Source organism: Pelomonas sp. Root405 (genome assembly GCF_001425165.1).
Lineage (GTDB): Bacteria > Pseudomonadota > Gammaproteobacteria > Burkholderiales > Burkholderiaceae_C > Pelomonas.
The window spans coordinates 383,422-400,322 of sequence record NZ_LMDU01000013.1 but is presented as its reverse complement, the minus strand read 5'-3'; the positions used below and the strand labels follow the sequence as shown (position 1 = coordinate 400,322).

The 16,901-nt window shown below is 67.3% G+C and carries 13 protein-coding genes; 7 read left to right on the top strand and 6 right to left on the bottom strand.

Annotated elements, in window-relative coordinates; all coding sequences use genetic code 11:
* Window positions 1-45: 45 nt before the first annotated feature.
* The 5 genes from ASC81_RS17775 to fahA are packed head-to-tail and all read left to right on the top strand — an operon-like array spanning window position 46 to window position 5,336.
* Entirely contained in the window at window positions 46-1,014 is a 969-nt protein-coding gene (locus ASC81_RS17775) for an MBL fold metallo-hydrolase (protein ID WP_056270043.1), read from the top strand.
* A gap of 7 nt (window positions 1,015-1,021) precedes the next feature.
* The gene (locus tag ASC81_RS17770) at window positions 1,022-2,617 is read left to right on the top strand and encodes an FAD-dependent oxidoreductase (protein ID WP_056269803.1); all 1,596 of its coding nucleotides are present in this window, start codon (window positions 1,022-1,024) and stop codon (window positions 2,615-2,617) included.
* Window positions 2,610-2,810 carry a DUF2783 domain-containing protein gene (locus tag ASC81_RS17765; protein ID WP_056269801.1) on the top strand — a complete coding sequence of 67 codons (201 nt, stop codon included), beginning with the start codon at window positions 2,610-2,612 and terminating at the stop codon, window positions 2,808-2,810. Before ASC81_RS17770 ends, ASC81_RS17765 begins: the two co-directional genes overlap by 8 nt.
* Window positions 2,803-4,095: a homogentisate 1,2-dioxygenase gene (gene hmgA, locus ASC81_RS17760; protein ID WP_056269796.1), complete on the top strand. Its 1,293-nt coding sequence runs from the start codon at window positions 2,803-2,805 to the stop codon at window positions 4,093-4,095. The genes ASC81_RS17765 and hmgA overlap by 8 nt, the downstream gene beginning before the upstream one ends.
* Window positions 4,092-5,336, top strand: a complete 1,245-nt coding sequence (fahA, locus tag ASC81_RS17755) for a fumarylacetoacetase (protein WP_056269793.1) — start codon at window positions 4,092-4,094, stop codon at window positions 5,334-5,336. The genes hmgA and fahA overlap by 4 nt, the downstream gene beginning before the upstream one ends.
* A 285-nt stretch (window positions 5,337-5,621) precedes the next feature.
* Here the strand turns inward: fahA and ASC81_RS27090 are convergent, their stop codons facing one another.
* Both ASC81_RS27090 and ASC81_RS17750 read right to left on the bottom strand, forming a co-directional pair.
* Window positions 5,622-5,768, bottom strand: a complete 147-nt coding sequence (locus ASC81_RS27090; RefSeq protein ID WP_156392213.1) for a hypothetical protein — start codon at window positions 5,766-5,768, stop codon at window positions 5,622-5,624.
* 79 nt (window positions 5,769-5,847) lie between these two features.
* Window positions 5,848-6,975, bottom strand: coding sequence for a glycoside hydrolase family 10 protein (locus ASC81_RS17750; RefSeq protein ID WP_056269791.1), 1,128 nt, complete (start codon window positions 6,973-6,975; stop codon window positions 5,848-5,850).
* 170 nt (window positions 6,976-7,145) lie between these two features.
* Between ASC81_RS17750 and ASC81_RS17745 the strand changes: the two genes are divergently transcribed.
* On the top strand, window positions 7,146-9,998 hold the full coding sequence (locus ASC81_RS17745) for a TonB-dependent receptor (protein ID WP_056269788.1): 2,853 nt from the start codon (window positions 7,146-7,148) through the stop codon (window positions 9,996-9,998).
* 169 nt (window positions 9,999-10,167) lie between these two features.
* Complete coding sequence (locus ASC81_RS17740) at window positions 10,168-11,235, top strand: oxidoreductase (protein WP_056269786.1); 1,068 nt, start codon at window positions 10,168-10,170, stop codon at window positions 11,233-11,235.
* Between the two features lie 31 nt (window positions 11,236-11,266).
* Here the strand turns inward: ASC81_RS17740 and ASC81_RS17735 are convergent, their stop codons facing one another.
* The 4 genes from ASC81_RS17735 to ASC81_RS17720 all read right to left on the bottom strand — a co-directional run bounded on the left by ASC81_RS17735 (window position 11,267) and on the right by ASC81_RS17720 (window position 16,887).
* Window positions 11,267-12,124, bottom strand: coding sequence for a hypothetical protein (locus ASC81_RS17735; protein WP_056269783.1), 858 nt, complete (start codon window positions 12,122-12,124; stop codon window positions 11,267-11,269).
* 66 nt (window positions 12,125-12,190) lie between these two features.
* Window positions 12,191-13,486 carry a serine hydrolase gene (locus ASC81_RS17730; RefSeq protein WP_082536609.1) on the bottom strand — a complete coding sequence of 432 codons (1,296 nt, stop codon included), beginning with the start codon at window positions 13,484-13,486 and terminating at the stop codon, window positions 12,191-12,193.
* Window positions 13,473-15,743 carry a C39 family peptidase gene (locus tag ASC81_RS17725; protein WP_082536608.1) on the bottom strand — a complete coding sequence of 757 codons (2,271 nt, stop codon included), beginning with the start codon at window positions 15,741-15,743 and terminating at the stop codon, window positions 13,473-13,475. The genes ASC81_RS17730 and ASC81_RS17725 overlap by 14 nt, the downstream gene beginning before the upstream one ends.
* A 223-nt stretch (window positions 15,744-15,966) precedes the next feature.
* On the bottom strand, window positions 15,967-16,887 hold the full coding sequence (locus tag ASC81_RS17720) for a LysR family transcriptional regulator (protein ID WP_056269773.1): 921 nt from the start codon (window positions 16,885-16,887) through the stop codon (window positions 15,967-15,969).
* Between the last annotated feature and the right edge of the window lie 14 nt (window positions 16,888-16,901).

The following is a 16,901-nucleotide window of genomic DNA, read 5'->3' as shown; positions in this document are numbered from 1 at the left end:
TGATTTGGAATAGGCTAAATTTCGGGATCGACGTTGGAGACCCGCATGACGACCAAAGCCTTTGCCTCGCAAGCCGACCTGGAAGAAAAGAAGGTCACTTTCGAACGCCTGTCCGAGCACGCGTGGGCGTACACGGCCGAGGGCGACCCCAACACCGGCATCGTCATCGGTCGCGATGCGGTGATGGTGATCGACACCCAGGCCACGCCAGTCATGGCGGCCGACGTCATCCGTCGCATCCGCGAGGTGACGGCCGCGCCGATCAAGTACGTGCTGCTCAGCCACTACCACGCGGTGCGCGTGCTGGGCGCCTCCGCCTTCAAGGCCGAGGGGCTGGAGCAGGTGATCGCCAGCGAGGCGACGCTGGCCCTGATCAAGGAGCGCGGCGAGCAGGACAAGGCCAGCGAGATCGGCCGCTTCCCGCGGCTGTTCCGCAACGTCGAGTCGGTGCCTGCCGGCCTGACCTGGCCAACGCTGACCTTCAGCGGCCGGCTGACGCTGGACCTGGGCGGCGTCAAGGTCGAGATGTTCTCGCCCGGGCGCGGCCACACGGCCGGCGACACGGTAGCCTGGCTGCCTGAAGAGCGCGTGCTGTTCAGCGGCGACCTGGTCGAATTCGACGCGACGCCTTATTGCGGCGATGCTCACTTCGCCGACTGGCCGGCCACGCTGGACGCCGTCGCTGCGCTTGACGCCAACGCGCTCGTTCCCGGGCGCGGCCCGGCGTTGAAAGGCGCGGAGCAAGTGGCCGCGGGCTTGAGCGGCACGCGCGCCTTCGTCAGTGAGCTGTACGCCGCCGTGCAGGCCGGCGTGGCGGCAGGTGATGCGCTGAAGCCCGTCTACCAGCGCACGATGGCCGCGCTGCGTCCCAGGTACGGGCACTGGGTCATCTTTGATCACTGCATGCCCTTCGACGTGACACGCGCCTATGACGAGGCTGGCGGCACGGCCCACCCGCGGATCTGGACCGCGGAGCGCGACGTGGAAATGTGGAAGGCCCTCGAAGGCGCTTGAGGTCGGCATGAGCCAGCCGCACTACCTGTATCACCAGAGCGTTGAACAACGCTCTGGCCAGCCGCAGCGCCGCCCGGTTGTCATCGTCGGCGCCGGCCCGGTCGGCCTGACGCTGGCGCTGGACCTGGCCAGGCGCGATGTGCCCGTCGTCGTCATCGACGACAGCGACCGCATCGGCGAGGGCTCACGCGCCGTCTGCTGGGCCAAGAAGACCTTGGAGGTGCTCGACCGTCTCGGCGTGGGTGAAGCGGTCGCGCGCGAGGGCGTGCGCTGGCAGCGCGGCCGCGTCTTCCACGGCGAGCGCGAGGCCTATGCCTTCGACCTGCTGCCCGAGGCGCATCACAAGATGCCGGCGATGGTCAACCTGCAGCAGGACGTTGTGGAGGCTCGGCTCGTTCGCGCGGTGCAACTGGACCCTCGCATCGAGTTGCGCGGCAAGCATGAGCTGATCGGGCTGGAACAGGACGCCGACGGTGTGACGCTGAACGTGCGAACACCGGACGGGCTGTTCGACATGCGCGCCGACTGGGTGGTCGGCTGCGACGGCGCGCGCAGCCCCACCCGCACGCTGCTGGGCTTGAGCTTCCAGGGCCAGGTCTTCGAAGACCGCTTCCTGATCGCCGATGTGCGCCTGGCGCCTGGCTTGCGGCCGCGCGGCCTGGACCCGGCCCGGCCCGAGCGCTGGTTCTGGTTCGACCCGCCGTTTCACCGCGGCCAGTCGGTGTTGCTGCATGCGCAGGCGGATGGGCTGTGGCGCATCGACTTCCAGTTGGGACGTGATGCGGATGTGGAGGCCGAGCGGGATCCGGATCGAATCCATTCGCGAGTGGCCGCCATGTTGGGCAGTGATCAGTTCGAGCTGGCCTGGTCGTCCATTTACCAGTTCGCTTGTCGTCGTGCGGACCGCTTTCGCATCGGGCGTGTGCTGCTCGCAGGTGACGCGGCCCACCAGGTCTCTCCCTTCGGCGCGCGGGGCGCCAACAGCGGCGTGCAGGATGCCGACAACCTCGGCTGGAAGCTGGCCGCCGTCATCAAGGGGGAGGGCGGCGAGGCCCTGCTCGATGCCTATGAGTTCGAGCGCATCGAGGCCGCCGACGACAACATCGCCCACTCCACCCGCGCCACCGACTTCATCAGCCCCAAGACCGCGCTCAGCCGACGCCTGCGCCGCGCCGCCCTCGACCTGGCCGCCCATGCCGATTTCGCCAAGCCGCTGGTCAACAGCGGACGGCTGTCGACGCCGACCGAACATGTCGATTCGCCGCTGAGCACGCCCGATGCCGAGCACTGGACCGGTGGTCCCGAACCCGGCTGCCCGGCGCCCGATGTGCCTCTGGAGGGCGGTGGTTGGCTGAGCGAGCGGCTGGCCGGCGACTTCGCCCTGCTGGCTTTCGGCTGGCCCGTCGCAGTCGACGGCCTGCGCGTCATCGAGCTGCCGGGCGAAGGCATCGCCGCCACGCGCTACGGCGCCCGGCCGGGCAGCGTTCACCTGATCCGCCCCGACGCCGTGGTGGCGGCGCGTTGGCACCGCTTCGACGCCGAAGTGGTCGACGCAGCACTCGCGCGTGCACTGGCCCACGAGCAAGGCAGACAACATGCATGAACTCAAGCTGACCCCGAACTTCGGTCGCGAGGCCGACGCCTTCTACGCCGAGCTCATCAGCGCCCAGGCGGGGCTCACCGACGAGGCAGCGGCCGACTGGCTGGCGCGCCTGACCCTGATTCTTTGCAACCACATCGGTGACCGCAAGGTGCTTCGTGAAGCCTTTGCGCTCGCCAGCGAACGGCATGACTGAACTGACTCCTTTGCAGTACCTCACCGGCTTCGGCAACCAGCACAGCAGCGAGGCTGTTCTCGGCGCGCTGCCCATCGGCCGCAACAGCCCGCAGCGCGCGCCGCATGGCCTGTACGCCGAGCTGCTGTCCGGCAGCGCCTTCACCGCGCCCCGGGCCGACAACCAGCGCACCTGGCTGTACCGGCGTCGTCCATCGGTCGTCGTCGGCGGCTACGAGCCGCTGGCGCATCCGCTGTGGAAGAGCGGCGCGCTTGAGGGCGAGTGCGCCTCCCCCGACCCGCTGCGCTGGGGGCCGATGCCGCTCGACGGTGATGGCGACTTCGTCGACGGCCTGCGCAGCTATGCCGTCAACGGTGAGGCGGGCTCGGGCGGCATGGGCGCGCTGGCCTATGTCGCAACCCGCTCGATGGGCCGCCGGGCGCTCGTCAATGCCGATGCCGAGATGTTGCTCGTACCGCAGCAGGGCCGCCTGCTCGTGACGACCGAATTGGGTCGGCTCGAAGTCGCACCCGGCTCCATCGCGCTGCTGCCGCGCGGCATGGCGTTCAAGGTCGACCCACTCGACGTGCCGGCGCGCGGCTATGTCTGCGAGAACCACGGCGCCGCCTTTCGCCTGCCCGAGCTTGGCCCCATCGGCTCCAACGGCCTGGCCAACGCGCGTGACTTCGAGGCGCCGGTCGCATGGCATGAACAGCAGGACGGCGACTACGAAATCGTCAAGCGCTACGGCGGCCAGCTCTGGCGCGCCCGTCAAGGCCACACGCCCTTCAACGTCGTCGCCTGGCACGGCAACCTCGTGCCCTACCGCTGGGACACGTCGCGCTTCATGGCGATCAACACCGTCAGCTTCGACCACCCCGACCCCAGCATCTTCACGGTGCTGACCAGCCCCAGCGACACGCCCGGCTGGGCCAATGTCGACTTCGTCATCTTCCCGCCGCGCTGGATGGTGGCCGAGGACACCTTCCGCCCGCCCTGGTACCACCGCAACGTGATGAGCGAGTTCATGGGCCTGGTGCTGGGCCAGTACGACGCCAAGCCCGAGGGCTTCAAGCCTGGTGGCGCCAGCCTGCACAACAGCTATGTGCCTCATGGCCCCGACACCGAGGCCTTCGACAAGGCCAGCGCCGCCGACTTGAAGCCGCACAAGCTGGACCACACACTGGCGTTCATGTTCGAGACCCGCTGGCCCCTGAAACCCACCGCCTGGGCCTTGCGCGACGCGCCGCTGGAAACGAACTACGCCAGCTGCTGGCAAGGCCTCAAGGACGAATTCAAAGCATGAGCCACATCGACCACACCCACGACGCTGCCGCCCTCTCCTGGGTCGCCTCGGCCAACGATCCGTCCACCGATTTCCCGCTGCAGAACCTACCCTTTTGCAGCTTCCGAACCAAAGGCACGTTGGAGCCCTTTCGCGTAGGCGTTGGCATCGGCGACCAGATCCTGGACCTGACCGGCTGGGGCATCACCGACCTGAACGCCGTGATGGCACGGCCGAGCAGCGAGCGCCTCGCTTTGCGGCATCGGCTGTTCGACGCCTTGAAACAAGGCGCGCTGGAACTGGAGCTTGCGCTGGTGCCACAGGCCCTCGCCGAGTACGCGCTGCCTTGCCGCATTGGCGACTACACCGACTTCTACACCGGCATCCACCACGCCCGCGCCATCGGCAAGCTGTTCCGGCCGGACAACCCCTTGTTGCCCAACTACCAGTGGGTACCCATCGGCTACCACGGTCGCAGTTCCTCCATCGTCGTCAGCGGCACGCCGCTGCGCCGTCCCAAGGGTCAGGTCAAGCCGCCGGATGCCGACGTGCCCGTCTTCAAGGCCAGCGCACGCGTGGACTGCGAACTTGAACTGGGCCTGTTCGTCGGCCCCGGCAATGCGCTGGGTGAACCCTTCGGTATCGACGAGGCGGACGAGCATGCTTTCGGCCTGACGCTGCTCAATGACTGGTCGGCCCGCGATATCCAGCCCTGGGAGTACCAGCCGCTCGGCCCCTTCCTGGCCAAGAACTTTGGCACGACGATCTCGCCGTGGATCGTCACGATGGAAGCGCTGGCGCCATTCCGCATCCCGTTCACGCGGCCTGAAGGCGACCCGCAGCCATTGCCCTATCTGGACTCGCCTGCGCATCGCGCGAGTGCGAGCTTCGACATCGAATTGGAAGTCTGGTTCAAGACCCCTTCGATGGCCGAACCCACGCGACTTTCACGCTCCAACCTGCGCCACGCCTATTGGTCGCTGGCGCAAATGCTGACGCACCACGCCAGCAACGGCTGCAACCTGCAGCCGGGCGATCTGCTGGGCACGGGCACCATCAGCGGCCCGGCGCCTGAGGAAGCCGGCTCGCTGCTAGAGCTGACCGGTGGCGGCAAGCAGCCAATCACGCTGCCCAACGGCGAGACGCGCACCTTCGTGCTCGATGGCGACACGCTCGGCCTGCGTGCCTTCGGCGAGAAACCAGGCTTTCGCCGCATCGGCTTCGGCGCGTGTGACGGCAGCGTGCTTCCGGCGTTGCCGTAAGCAGCGTGGAGAAGCACTGCCTGCAGCTCTGCCGGGTCGCGGAGAGGGGGCGGCTGCTGACCCCGTTGCAGTCGAGAGCAAGAGCGCCGGACCGCAGTGCAGCGCATCGTGAGCGGTCATCGAAGAATTCAACATCGCCTCTCCCTGCTCATAACCTCCTCACTGTCCCGGGTAAGGCGTGTGGGCGTACCGGCTCGGTGTTGAAGACTCAAAATCCTTACGCAATGCGTAGTGCCACGCGCAAGTTCCGGTAGTCTTTGGGCGATTCAAGGGCGGACAGCATCATCAAGCTGGCCTATCAAATCTTGTATAGCTGCCACGAACTGGCTGCGACATGTGGCGCGGTATGTGGCGCGGTATGTTCAGGATCTGCCGCACCAGCGCGATGAGCTGCTTGGCGCCGAGGTCGTTGATGTCGATGCCGACCTCCATCAGTTCGTCCCGAGCGCAGGCAAGCGGCGAAGCCGAATTGGAGAAGGGGAGGTCGGATTCCCCCACAGCGGATGCGCGATCAGTGCCGGGCTTCTTTTTTGTACGCAGCCATGAAAACGTTCGCCCGCTTCAACACACCGACGCTGTGAAATTGGACTTCCCCTGCGAACCCTGCTGCGCGAGTACTTGCGATCCATTGGGTCAGCAGTTCGGCGCTCGGAATGACATCCGGTCCTAGTGCCAACAGCATGCCGGGAAACACCCGGTTCGTCTGATCCGGTGGCACGTGGGCGCGCGTATCGGCCAACAGCTTTTCGTACCCGGCCGCGTCGCGTCGGTAGAGCTGGGGCAGCAACTCGTCGACCAGGCCAGCGCGCATCCATGCCGGCCAGTCCTGCAGATATTCATCAAGCGCCCAAGGGTACGGGCTGGGTGACAAGCTCAGTACGGCGCTTGGTCGTACGGCCTTGACGGCGGCATGCCATCGTTTGAGGAAAGCGGTCAACCGATCCGCGCGGAATTGCAGCCAGCGCGGGTCTCGGTCGCCGGGCAGCGGCTGGCCGGGCTGCCAGCCATAGTCCTTGAGCACTTGGTCGTGATATCCGCCACTGCTGGGCGATGCAGGCAGGCGGTCGTCGCCTTGCACGCCGTGCAAGCGCGGGTAGCGCGCCAGCAGCTCGGTGCTGAGGTCGATCATCAGCTGCTGCAGTTCGGGGTCAAACGCGTTCATCCAGTGGAAGCCGTTCTTCACCAGGGGCTTACCGTCACGCGTCAAGCCTAGCCAGTCGGGCCGGTGCTTAAGCAGGCCGCTGGGCGCCGTACCACTGCCGTAGTGGCTCGCGAAGCCCAGCTCCAGCCAAGCGACAACGCGCAGACCCAGCGGCTGCGCTTCGTCGAGCACCTCCTGCAAGGCGTCGCGGCTGCCAAGGCTCTCGAACTGGCGCTCGCCGGTGATGCGTGCCATGCGTTCTGACGGATACAGCGTGCGCCCTGTCATCAGCGCCACAACATAGACCGTGTTCAGCCCGGCGCGCTTGAAGGTTTGCAGATCGGCGCGCATGGCCTCGCGGCTGGTCCAGAACTGGTTGTGCTGAGGACCGGCCACCCATACGCCGCGTACCGGCTCCGCGGCCGATGCGTCGAGCGTGAAGCTCAGGGCCAGAGCGGCCACAAGCGTGCGCAGCGGATTCCGAGACTTGATATGCATGGTTTCGAGGCCATTGGCCTAAATAGGTGAGATCCGTCCTGCCGCGGACTTTACCGATGGCAAGAAGAAATCTCAACCATTGGCTTAGGGTTGGTCTCGATGTGGTCCTGGTATTGGTATGGACAATGGTCTACATTGAACTCGCCACATCTGCGTCCAAGGAACCAACCATGTCTCTTCAACGTCTGACCCTCGTCGCCACGGCCGCCGCCATGCTCGCGATGACTCCGCTGGCTTCGGCCCAGCAGGCCCCGGCGCCCGCCCAGCTTGAGCAGGTGGTGGTGACCGGAATCCGCGCTTCGCTGGAAGCATCGATCAAGACCAAGCGAAACGCGCTGACCAACATCGAGGCCGTGACAGCTGAAGACATCGGCAAGTTGCCCGACAAAAACATCGCCGACTCGCTATCCCGGCTTGCGGGTATCCAGGTGACACACGGCTCAGCTTTTGCCTTCGACGAGGCGGAGCGCGTGCAGATCCGCGGCACGCCGGCCAAGCTCAACCTCATCACCATCAACGGCCATTCGCTGTCAAGTGGCGACTGGTTTCTGGGCGACCAGAACGCGACGACGCGCGCTGTCGGCTTTGGCATGCTGCCGTCGCAGCTGATCGGCAAGGCCATCGTCTACAAGAACGGCCAGGCCGACATCACGGAGGGCGGCATCGGCGGCGCGGTGGACGTGCAGACGCGCAAGCCGCTGGACCTGCGCAGCGGGCTGACTGCCGAGGCCGCGCTCGGCGCGGTGCACACGACGCTGGCAGGAAAGACCGACCCGCAGGCGAGCTTGCTGGTGGGTTGGCGCAACACGGCACGCACGCTGGGCGTGCTGGCCCAGGTGTTCCGCGAGGACCGCAGCCTTCGTCGCGATGGCATTGAAAACTTCGGCGTGACCTCGCTCACGACGCAGGCTGCCACCAATCCGGCCAGCTGCTTCGTGCCGCAGGGTGCACCTGCCGGGACCGCGCCCATCTGCGGCAATGCCGATCTCAAGGGCAAGCGCATGCCGGCCAACATCGCTTCGGCGCTGTTCGAAGGTGAGCGCCAGCGCCGCGGCGGCTTTCTGGCCGTGCAAGTCAAGCCAACCCAGGACCTGGACCTCACCGCTACTGCCTTCCACTCCCAGCTGGATGCGAGCAACTACAACAGCAACACCTTCAACTTCATCGGCACGTTGGTCGCTAACGGCGCCATCCTGAGCAACGTGAAGACCGACGGCGACGTAGTGACGGCTGCAACCGTCAACCCCAACCCGGCCCGCGTCACCGCCGCGTCGGCCACGGGTGGCGATGCGGCACTGCAGTCCGGCCACCAGGTGAGGCTGGGCGCCGGCTCCACAGCCGCCTTCTACGATCTGGACGCCGCCTTCCGCGCCACCGACCGCCTGCGCTTCAACGGCAAGATCGGCTTTACCAAGGGCACGGGCGAAACGCAGACCAGCCCCGGCCTGCTGTTCCGCAGCTTCAACAAGACGCTGAACTACGAGATGCTCGGCAACGAGGGCGTGAACTGGAGCGCCAGTGGCGTGAGTCTGAACGACCTCAGCCAGGGCTGGAAGGTCATCAGCGACATCCAGGCCGTGTTCAGGACACAGGACCAGGACCGCTATGTCTACCTCAACGGCGAGTACGACCTGGAGGAGGGCGGTTTCTTCAGCCGCCTCAAGTTCGGCACGCGCTCGGGCAACCATCGCAACAGCAAAGACCAGATCAACGGCGCCTGGAACTTCGTCACGACCGGCAACGGCATCCCGAGCCAGGCGCAAATGGACGCCCAGTTCCCCATCGCCAGCCTACCCATCAACGGTGGCCGCTATCCGGGCGACTACGGCGCCGGCATCACTGGGAACTTCCCGCGCGACATGCTGCGGCTGGACCGCGGCGCCATGGCGAGCATCAACAGCCTCATCAACTACGACCCGGTGCTGAACAAGAACTGGACCGGAAGCTACATCGTCAACGAGAAGACGACGGCGCTGTACGCCATGGCCGAGTTCGAGTCGGGCGCGTTGAGCGGCAATGTGGGTACGCGGCTGGTGACCACGGACGTCAACAGCGTCTTCTACCAGGCCGTGGCGGCCAACAAGGTGTGCCCCGCGCTGGCCGCCAGCTGCCCGTCCAAGGTCGGCGTTCCGGTGACCAACCCGATCGGCAGCTCGCGGCTGTCGGGCTACATGGAGCAGCAGATCACCACCAGCCATAGCGCCCTGCTGCCCAGCCTGAACCTGCGCTACGAGTTCAACAATAACCTGCTGGGCCGCTTCTCGGCCAGCCGCACCATGGCCCGCCCCGAATACTCCGAGCTTGCCGGCGCCGTCAGCCAGAACAACCTCGTCACGCCCAAGACCGCCAGCTCGGGCAACCCCAACCTCAAGCCCACGATGGGCAGCAACGTCGACGCGTCGCTGGCCTGGTACGCCAGCCCGCGCGCCTATGTGCAGGCAGGCGTGTTCCACCAGTCCTTGCAGAACTACGTCAAGCGCGGCAGCAGCTCGGTCACGCTGATCAATCTGGATACTCAGCAACCCGAGGCCTACCTTGCCAACAGCTTCATCGGCCGCAAGGCCAAGCTCAAGGGTTTCGAGTTCAGCGGCGAGACCCCCATCGCCGCGGGCTTCGGCGTCATCGCCAACCTGACGCATGTCGACGGCAAGGACGAGGACGGCGCCAAGGTCATCGGCACGTCGAAGTGGACCTACAACCTGCGCGGCTACTACGAGGCCGGCTCGCTGACTGCCAGCCTGGCCTGGAACTACCGCACCGACTACCCGGTCAGCTACATCGGCAACGGACTCATCACGCCGGGCACGGCCACCGCGGCGCGCAACGACCTGAACTATGCCGACGCGCAAGGCAGCCTGGCCGCGTCGCTCGGCTGGCGAATCAACCCGACCTTCAGCGCGCAGCTCGACGCGACCAACCTTAACAACCCGACGCGCTACTACTACTCGGCCACCGAGACCATGCCGCTGGGCTGGTACCGCAACGGCCGCCAAGTCTTCCTGAGCTTGCGCGCCAAGCTCTGATCAATCCCTTTCGTTGTCTCCTCGTTGTTGGGGCGCCGCTGGCGCCCCCTTTTTTTACTGTTCACATGAGCCCGATCCTGAAGTGCCGCATGGAGGTCGGCCGTGACCACGGACCGAGCACCCCAGCGTAGCCGGCAAAATTGCGGCATCGACAACCGCCGGAATCCGCATGCTTCATGTCGGTCTGCTGGGCTTTGGCTATGCGAGCCAAACCTTTCATGCGCCTCTCATCCAAGCCGTTCCCGGCCTGAAGATCACCGCGGTCAGCAGCAGCGACCCGGCGAAGGTCCATCGGTCGTTGGGCGCTGACGTGACGGTCTATGGCGAAGCCGAAGCCTTGATCGCCTCCGCCGATGTGGACCTGGTGGTAATCGCGACACCGAATCTGACCCACCACGCGCTGGCCTCTGCGGCCTTGGAGGCCGGCAGGCATGTCGTCGTTGACAAGCCATTCACGGCGAGCGCTGACCAAGCCGAAATGTTGATCGCCTTGGCGCAGACGCGGGCGCGTCACCTGAGCGTCTTTCACAACCGGCGATGGGACAGCACCGTCCTGACGGTCCGCAAGCTGCTGCAGGCCGACACGCTGGGCGCCCTTCGCCATGCGCGCATGCATTTCGATCGCTATCGGCCGCAGCCGCGCATCCGGTGGCGCGAGGCGGCGGGCGAGGGCGGCGGGTTGTGGATGGATTTGGGACCGCATCTGCTCGACGAAGCGCTGCAGTACTTCGGCTGGCCGAAGGCGATCCAACTCGATCTCGCCTTGTTAAGGCCGCAGGCGCAGATCGACGACCATTTCCAGGCGGTATTGCGCTACGCCGACGGCTTGAGAGTCACGCTCCACGCGAGCAATGTGGCGGCCGCCCCGGGCCCGCGGATTGAACTGCATGGCCTGAAGGGGAGCTATGTCAAACGTGGCGTCGACCGACAGGAGGATGCCTTGAAGGAGGGACTTCGGCCGCAGCTCGACGCGCCAGGTGAATGGGGCGCCGACCCCGACGACGGTGAGTTGGCAGTCATGGAAGGCGACACGCTGGTCAGGCGGACGGTGGCTACGGAGCGAGGGGCTTATCCCCAGTACTACCGACAGGTTCGAGACCTGCTCCTGGGACATGGCGCCAATCCGGTGCCTGCTGAAGAAGCGCTGGATGTCATGCGATTGCTGGACCTGGGGCTCGGCAGTGCACGGATGAGAAGCGAAGTGCCCGCTGAGAGGTCGATGGGCACCGTCGCCTGATGAGTCGACGGGCCAGAGCCTCTCGGTGGATTCACCGGCAGACGCCCGTTTTCATCCCCTTGCTGCACGCCCAGGCCGCCATGCCGGCCGAAACGCCGTCGAACAGGTCGGCCGCCCAGTCGCGTCCGTTCTCGATGCGGCCAACGCGGTCCTCGATGTCGATCGCGCGGCTGACCTCCATGATGCTCACGGCGGGCGTGTACTCCGCGGCGCGCTCGATCAGCGGGTGCCAGGCCTGGGACGAACCCTCCACCTCGGACCCACCGCCCCGCACGCGCGGTCCGCGGTTGCCCAGGCCGACTCGAGCATAGAAGGGGGCGATGCGCTGCTGAATCGCTTCCTCCCACGCCGCATCGCGCGCATGCAGGCCCGTCACCAGCATCTGCGCGCCGGGCAGCGGGTTGGCGTCGTTCGCGTTGTGGGCGTCGGCGGTCAGCAGCACCACCTGCACATGCCGGTTGCCCTTGGCCACGCCGGCGATGAAATGCTCCAGCCCCTGGAAGCCTTCCAGGCTTTCGCCATACATCTGGATGGTCGGCAGCAACACATGAAAGCCGAGCGCGCGCAGGCGCTTGGCCATCTCGTGCTGCGTGATCTCGTTCCAGACGCGGCCGATGTTGCGCCCGTTGACGATGGCGCCGGGTTGGCGGCCATTGCTGGTGTACTGCTGGGGCAGCACCGCGATGGGCTTGTCGGTCGCGATGGGGATCGCCTTCACGTCGGCATGCGTCCAGTGCTGGCCGGTGTAGTTGAACTGCACGCGGTAGTCGCCGCTGCCGGCGGTGAAGGCATAGGCCGTCGTCGATGCGGCAGACGGCGCATGCGTGCCGCTGCCGGCGGCGAGTGCGGCACTGAACAGGCCGAGGGCGAGCGATCGGTTCAAACGCATGGCAACAGGTCTAGAAGTAAACAATGCGCCGCGACGAGCGCGGTCCGTCAGTCGACAAGGCGGCGCTCACGCCCGCAGCGCCTCGGCCCACAGCAGCGCCTGCAGCCGCTCTTCCCAGACGGGAAAGCTGCTGCGCCGGCCGGGATGGGTGGCGGGGTCGGCGCCAGTGCCGCCGACGACGTAGACGATGCCGCAGCCGCGCCGTGGCGCCATGAGCAGGGCCGACACCAGCCCGTAGGCAAAGCCCAGGTGCCCCCACGCTCGCACCCCGCCGCCGGGCACGAGGCGGTCGCCCCAGCCCGGGCGGCTGCGGTCGATGAAGTGCTGCAGACCGACGCCCCAGGCCTGGAATATGCCGCCGGCCTCATCGCCATTGCGGCCGTCGGCGCGCCAGCTCTCGGTCATCAGCGTGCGGACGCTGGCTTCGCTTAAGAATCGCTCGCCGCCGACGCGCCCGCCGTCCATCAGCATGCCCATCAGTACGCCCAGGTCGCAGACGCGCGTGCGCAGCCGCCCCTGCGGCCCGTACAAGCCGCCGCGGCTGCCCGGCTCGTAGGCCGCGCCGTCGGCCAGCAGCCGCTGCGGCGGCGCGGCATAGAAGTCATCGGCCTGCGCGTGCCATGGCCCGCTTGGCCACCAGGGGCCGCCTTCGGACGGCGCCTTGCGGTAGAGCGTCGCGACTTGGCCGAGCTGGCCTGGCGGTAGCCGTGCCGGGTCGAAGCCGCCCTGCATGCCCAGCGGCCCCAGCACTTCGTCCTGCATCAGTTGGTCAAAGCGCGTGCCGGTCGCCCGCTCCATGGCCGCGGCCAGCACGGCGAAGTTGATGTTGGCGTACTCGAACCAGCGGCCCGGCAGACGTCCATTCCATGTCGGCCCCGGCTGCCCGAGCAGGCGGCGCAGGTTCACGCGCGGGTCGGTGAAGTCGTCGCCACCGTCGCTCAGGCCGCTGCGATGGCACAACAGCAGGCGCGGTGTCAGCGGCTGGTGCAGCGGGTAGCCCAGCAGGTCACCGACGTCTGCGTCCAGGTCGAACCGCCCCCCCTGCACCAGTCGCATGGCGGCCACCGCCACGACCAGCTTGGTGACGGACGCGATGCGAAACAGTGTGTCGCGCGTGACCGGCAGGTCCGGTGCGATGCGCCTTCGGCCGAACTGCCCTTCGAAAACGACGCGGCTGTGGCGGCGCACCAGCACCGACAGGCTGGCCAGCGGCTGTTGCGGGTCGTCGACGAGGGCGGCGAGGGCGCGGTCGAGCGGGGTGTTGTGGGCGAGGGCGGTCACGGTTGGCAGGGTGAGCAGGCCCACCAGGGTGCGACGGCGCACGCCCGGTGGCAGACGGCGGCAGGCGCTATTGGAAGACATGCATCAGCAGGTCGTCACCGCGGCCGGTGTCGGTGATGACGGCCTCGAAGGCCGCGGCCGGGTACTTGACGCCCTTGCCGGTGCGCGTGGTGTCGTAACGCTTGGAGTACTTCACGCCGTCCCACACGCCGTAGGGGTCGTTGACGATGTAGTTGGCGCCGTCAAAGCCGATCACCTCCATGATGTGCCCCGGCTCGGTGAACCAGCCGTGGATGACGACCGGCTTGCCCGCCTGCACCAGGCTGCGCAGTTGCGCGATGCTGCCGGCGCCCGTCCACGCGTCGCGGATGGGCGAGCCGGCCAGTGCGGCCTCGGCGTTGAAGATGCTCGCCATGGACGCGGGCGCGCCGGTGATGCCGTACTTATCGTAGAGATAGTCCGGCGTGCGGCGGCCGAGCCGGGCGGGGTCGGTGATCTTGTGGAAGTCCAGCGCCATCGCCAGCGATGTGATGTTGCAGGCGCGCCAGCCTTCCGAGCGATTTTCGTTCTGGTTGTAGTACGGGAACATCGTCTGCGGCGGCGGCGTGCCCTTCAGGCTCAGGTAGAAGTCGCCGGACCAGCGCTGCTGCAGGCAGGCGAGGCCGCCACCCTTCTGCTGGCAGCTGGTCGCCAGCGAGGTGGGGAAGGGCCCGAACACATTCAATGGGTTGCCCGACGGCGCAGCACCTTCCACGCACAGGCCGGAGAAGCGTGCGTCGGCCGCCGAGCTGCCGCGCGGGCAGGTGGCGCTGCCACGGGCCGACTGCGTCATCGCAAGGCTCCAGCGCGCGGCGCGAAGGGTCACGGTGTTGCCGGCATAGGCCAGCGCGCGCTGCTCGGTGCAGGAGCCGCCGCCGCCCAGGCGCTGGCATTCATTGACCATGGCCGCGGTGAACGGGCCGTACGCGCTCTGTGCGTCGGCGCAGAAACCCAGACTGCCGTTGAAGCTGGCGCCGTCCGGGCAACTGGTGGTGGCGGGCGGCGGCGGCGGGTCGGCAGGGCCGCTCTTCAGCGCGTAGTTGCCGGCGCTGCAGGCCGTTGGCTCCCACTGCGTCTGCTGCCAGTTCATCGCCCCCATGGTGTCCCACTGATTCATGGGCACGGCGCCTCCAGGCACCACCCACAGCGAGGCATGCGGGCCGGCGACCTTGAAGAAGCTGTTCTGCAGCGCCGCCGATGTCGTGCCCTTCTCGTTGGAGCCGATGTGCCAGACCGGCTTGTTGGCGCCCATGCTGCGGTACTCGCAATTGCCCGTCTCGATCCAGCGCTTCGGATCTGCGGCATAGCCCGTGCCCCAAACGTCGAGGTAGGTCTGCGGCATGTGGGCGTCGACATATCGGTCGATGATGTCCATGCGCATGCCGTGGTCCTTGGGGTTGCCCCAGGTCGTGGCAGCCAAGTACCAGTCGCCCTTGATCCAGCCCTTGGCGCGTGCATTGGCCTGGGCCGCCGAGAAGGACTGCAGCAGGGTCTCCAGCGACGCGGTCTGGCCGTCAAACTCCTTTTCCAGATCCAGCACAAAGCCCTGGTAGCCGTACTGCGCCGCGAGGGTCAGGGCTTGCGCCTGCGCGGCGTCGTTGCCTGGGTAGTTGTAGGACCAGGCCCAGGGCTCGATGCCGCGCGCCTTGTAGATSTCGGTGGTCGCCGTCGAGCAGGCGTCGGGAAACCAAGCGCAGCTGTTCATGCCGTCGGCAATTTTGATGAAGATGCGCTTCACGCCGACCGACTTCAGCCGGTCGGCCAGTTGCGCATGCGTCATGCCGGTGTTGGCGATCAGGAACAGCCAGGCGCCGAACTTGTTGGCGGGCGTGCCGGCCGAGGCCAGCGCCAGGTAGAAGGACGCGCTCCAGCGGTTGGTGTAGCAGGCGGGGCCGCCTGAGGCCGCCACGCATTTCGCGATGAGGCTGGCGTCGAACGGGCCGAAAACGTTCTTGCCAGCGGCCAGCGTCTCGGTGCAGCGGTTGGTGACCAGCGGGTCGGGCACGCTGCCTTGCGGGCAAGCCGCGGTGCCACGCAGGGCCTGCGTGAAACCGCGGCTCCAGCGCGGCAGGTTGACCGTCGCGCCGCCGACCGCATAGGGCTTGAGCTCGGTGCAGGCTGGGCCGCCGCCCGTGGCCGAGCACTGGTTGGCCATCGCCTGCGTGAAGGGGCCATACGCATTCGCCGCATCGGCGCAGAAGCCCAATGCGGCGTCGAACGCCGTGCCGTCGGGGCACACCGCGTGCGCACTCGTCGCCAGTCCGGTCAGCACCGCGGCCAACCAACGCTTTGCACCCATGTCGTCTCCTTGGGGGTTGCTGCGTACCGCCGGTGCGGCCGCTGCGGAAAATCCTAGGAGGCGGTTGGCGCGGTCGAAGCAACGTTCGATGCGAGTCCCATAACCGGCGTGAATTTCCCGTGACAACCCCGACAGGGTGATCCCGCAAAAGCAGCCGCCCGGACCCTGTCAGCGGGCGCTGAGTGTCGGAATCCGCAAGCTGCGATGTCGTGTTCGAGCGCCGCTAGCGGCCCGCGCGGCAGCTGGCCAGGTGGTCCACCAGGCCCTCGATGAAGAGCGTCAGCTTGCGCCGACCGCGCTGGCCCTGCGGGTAGACGGCCCACAGCTCTGGCGCGCCGTAGGCATCGCTCTCGAAGCGCCAGTCCTCCAGGCAGGTCTGCAGCTGCCCGGAGCGCAGCTCGGGCCCCACCAGCCAGTCGAAGCAGGGCAACAGCCCCTCGCCGGCGCGCAGGCTGGCCAGCAGGAACTCGTCGCTGTTGGCCATCACCGGGCCTTTGGGCACGATGCAGTGCGACTCGTCGCCTCGGTGGAAGCGCCAGCGCGAATCCAGCGGGCTGCAACGAAAGCCGAGGCAGACATGGCGCGCCAGCGCCGCCGGCGACTGGGGGCAGCCGTGGCGCTCGAAGTAGGCCGGCGCGCCGACGAGGTGGACGCGGTTGCTGCCCAGCGCCCGGCCGATCAGGCCCGCGGCCGTGCCCTGGTCGTGCCGCAGCGCCAGGTCGAAGCCGTCGCGGATGGGATCGAGGTCGACGTCGCTGAGCTCCACGTCGATCTCTACCTCCGGGTGGCGCTGGCGGAAGCTCACCACATAGCTCGCCAGCACCGCGTGGCCGAGCAGCACCGAAGCGGTGATGCGTAGCCGCCCGCTGACCCGGCCGGCCAGCTCGGCGATCTGGTCGGCGGCGGCAAGCAGGCGCTCCTGCGTCTCGCGTGCGACCTCGGCATAGACCCGGCCGGCATCGGTCAGCCGCAACGGGCGGGCGGCATGTTCCACCAGCGCCTGGCCGACCTCTTCTTCTAGGCCGCGAATGATCTTGGACAGGGCGGACGGGGTGCGGTGCAGGCGGCTCGCGGCCTGGGCGAGGCTACCGCACTGCTGGAGCTGGAGCAGGACTTCCAGCGGGTTCAGGGCATCGCGGGGCATGGCGCATGTTCGCC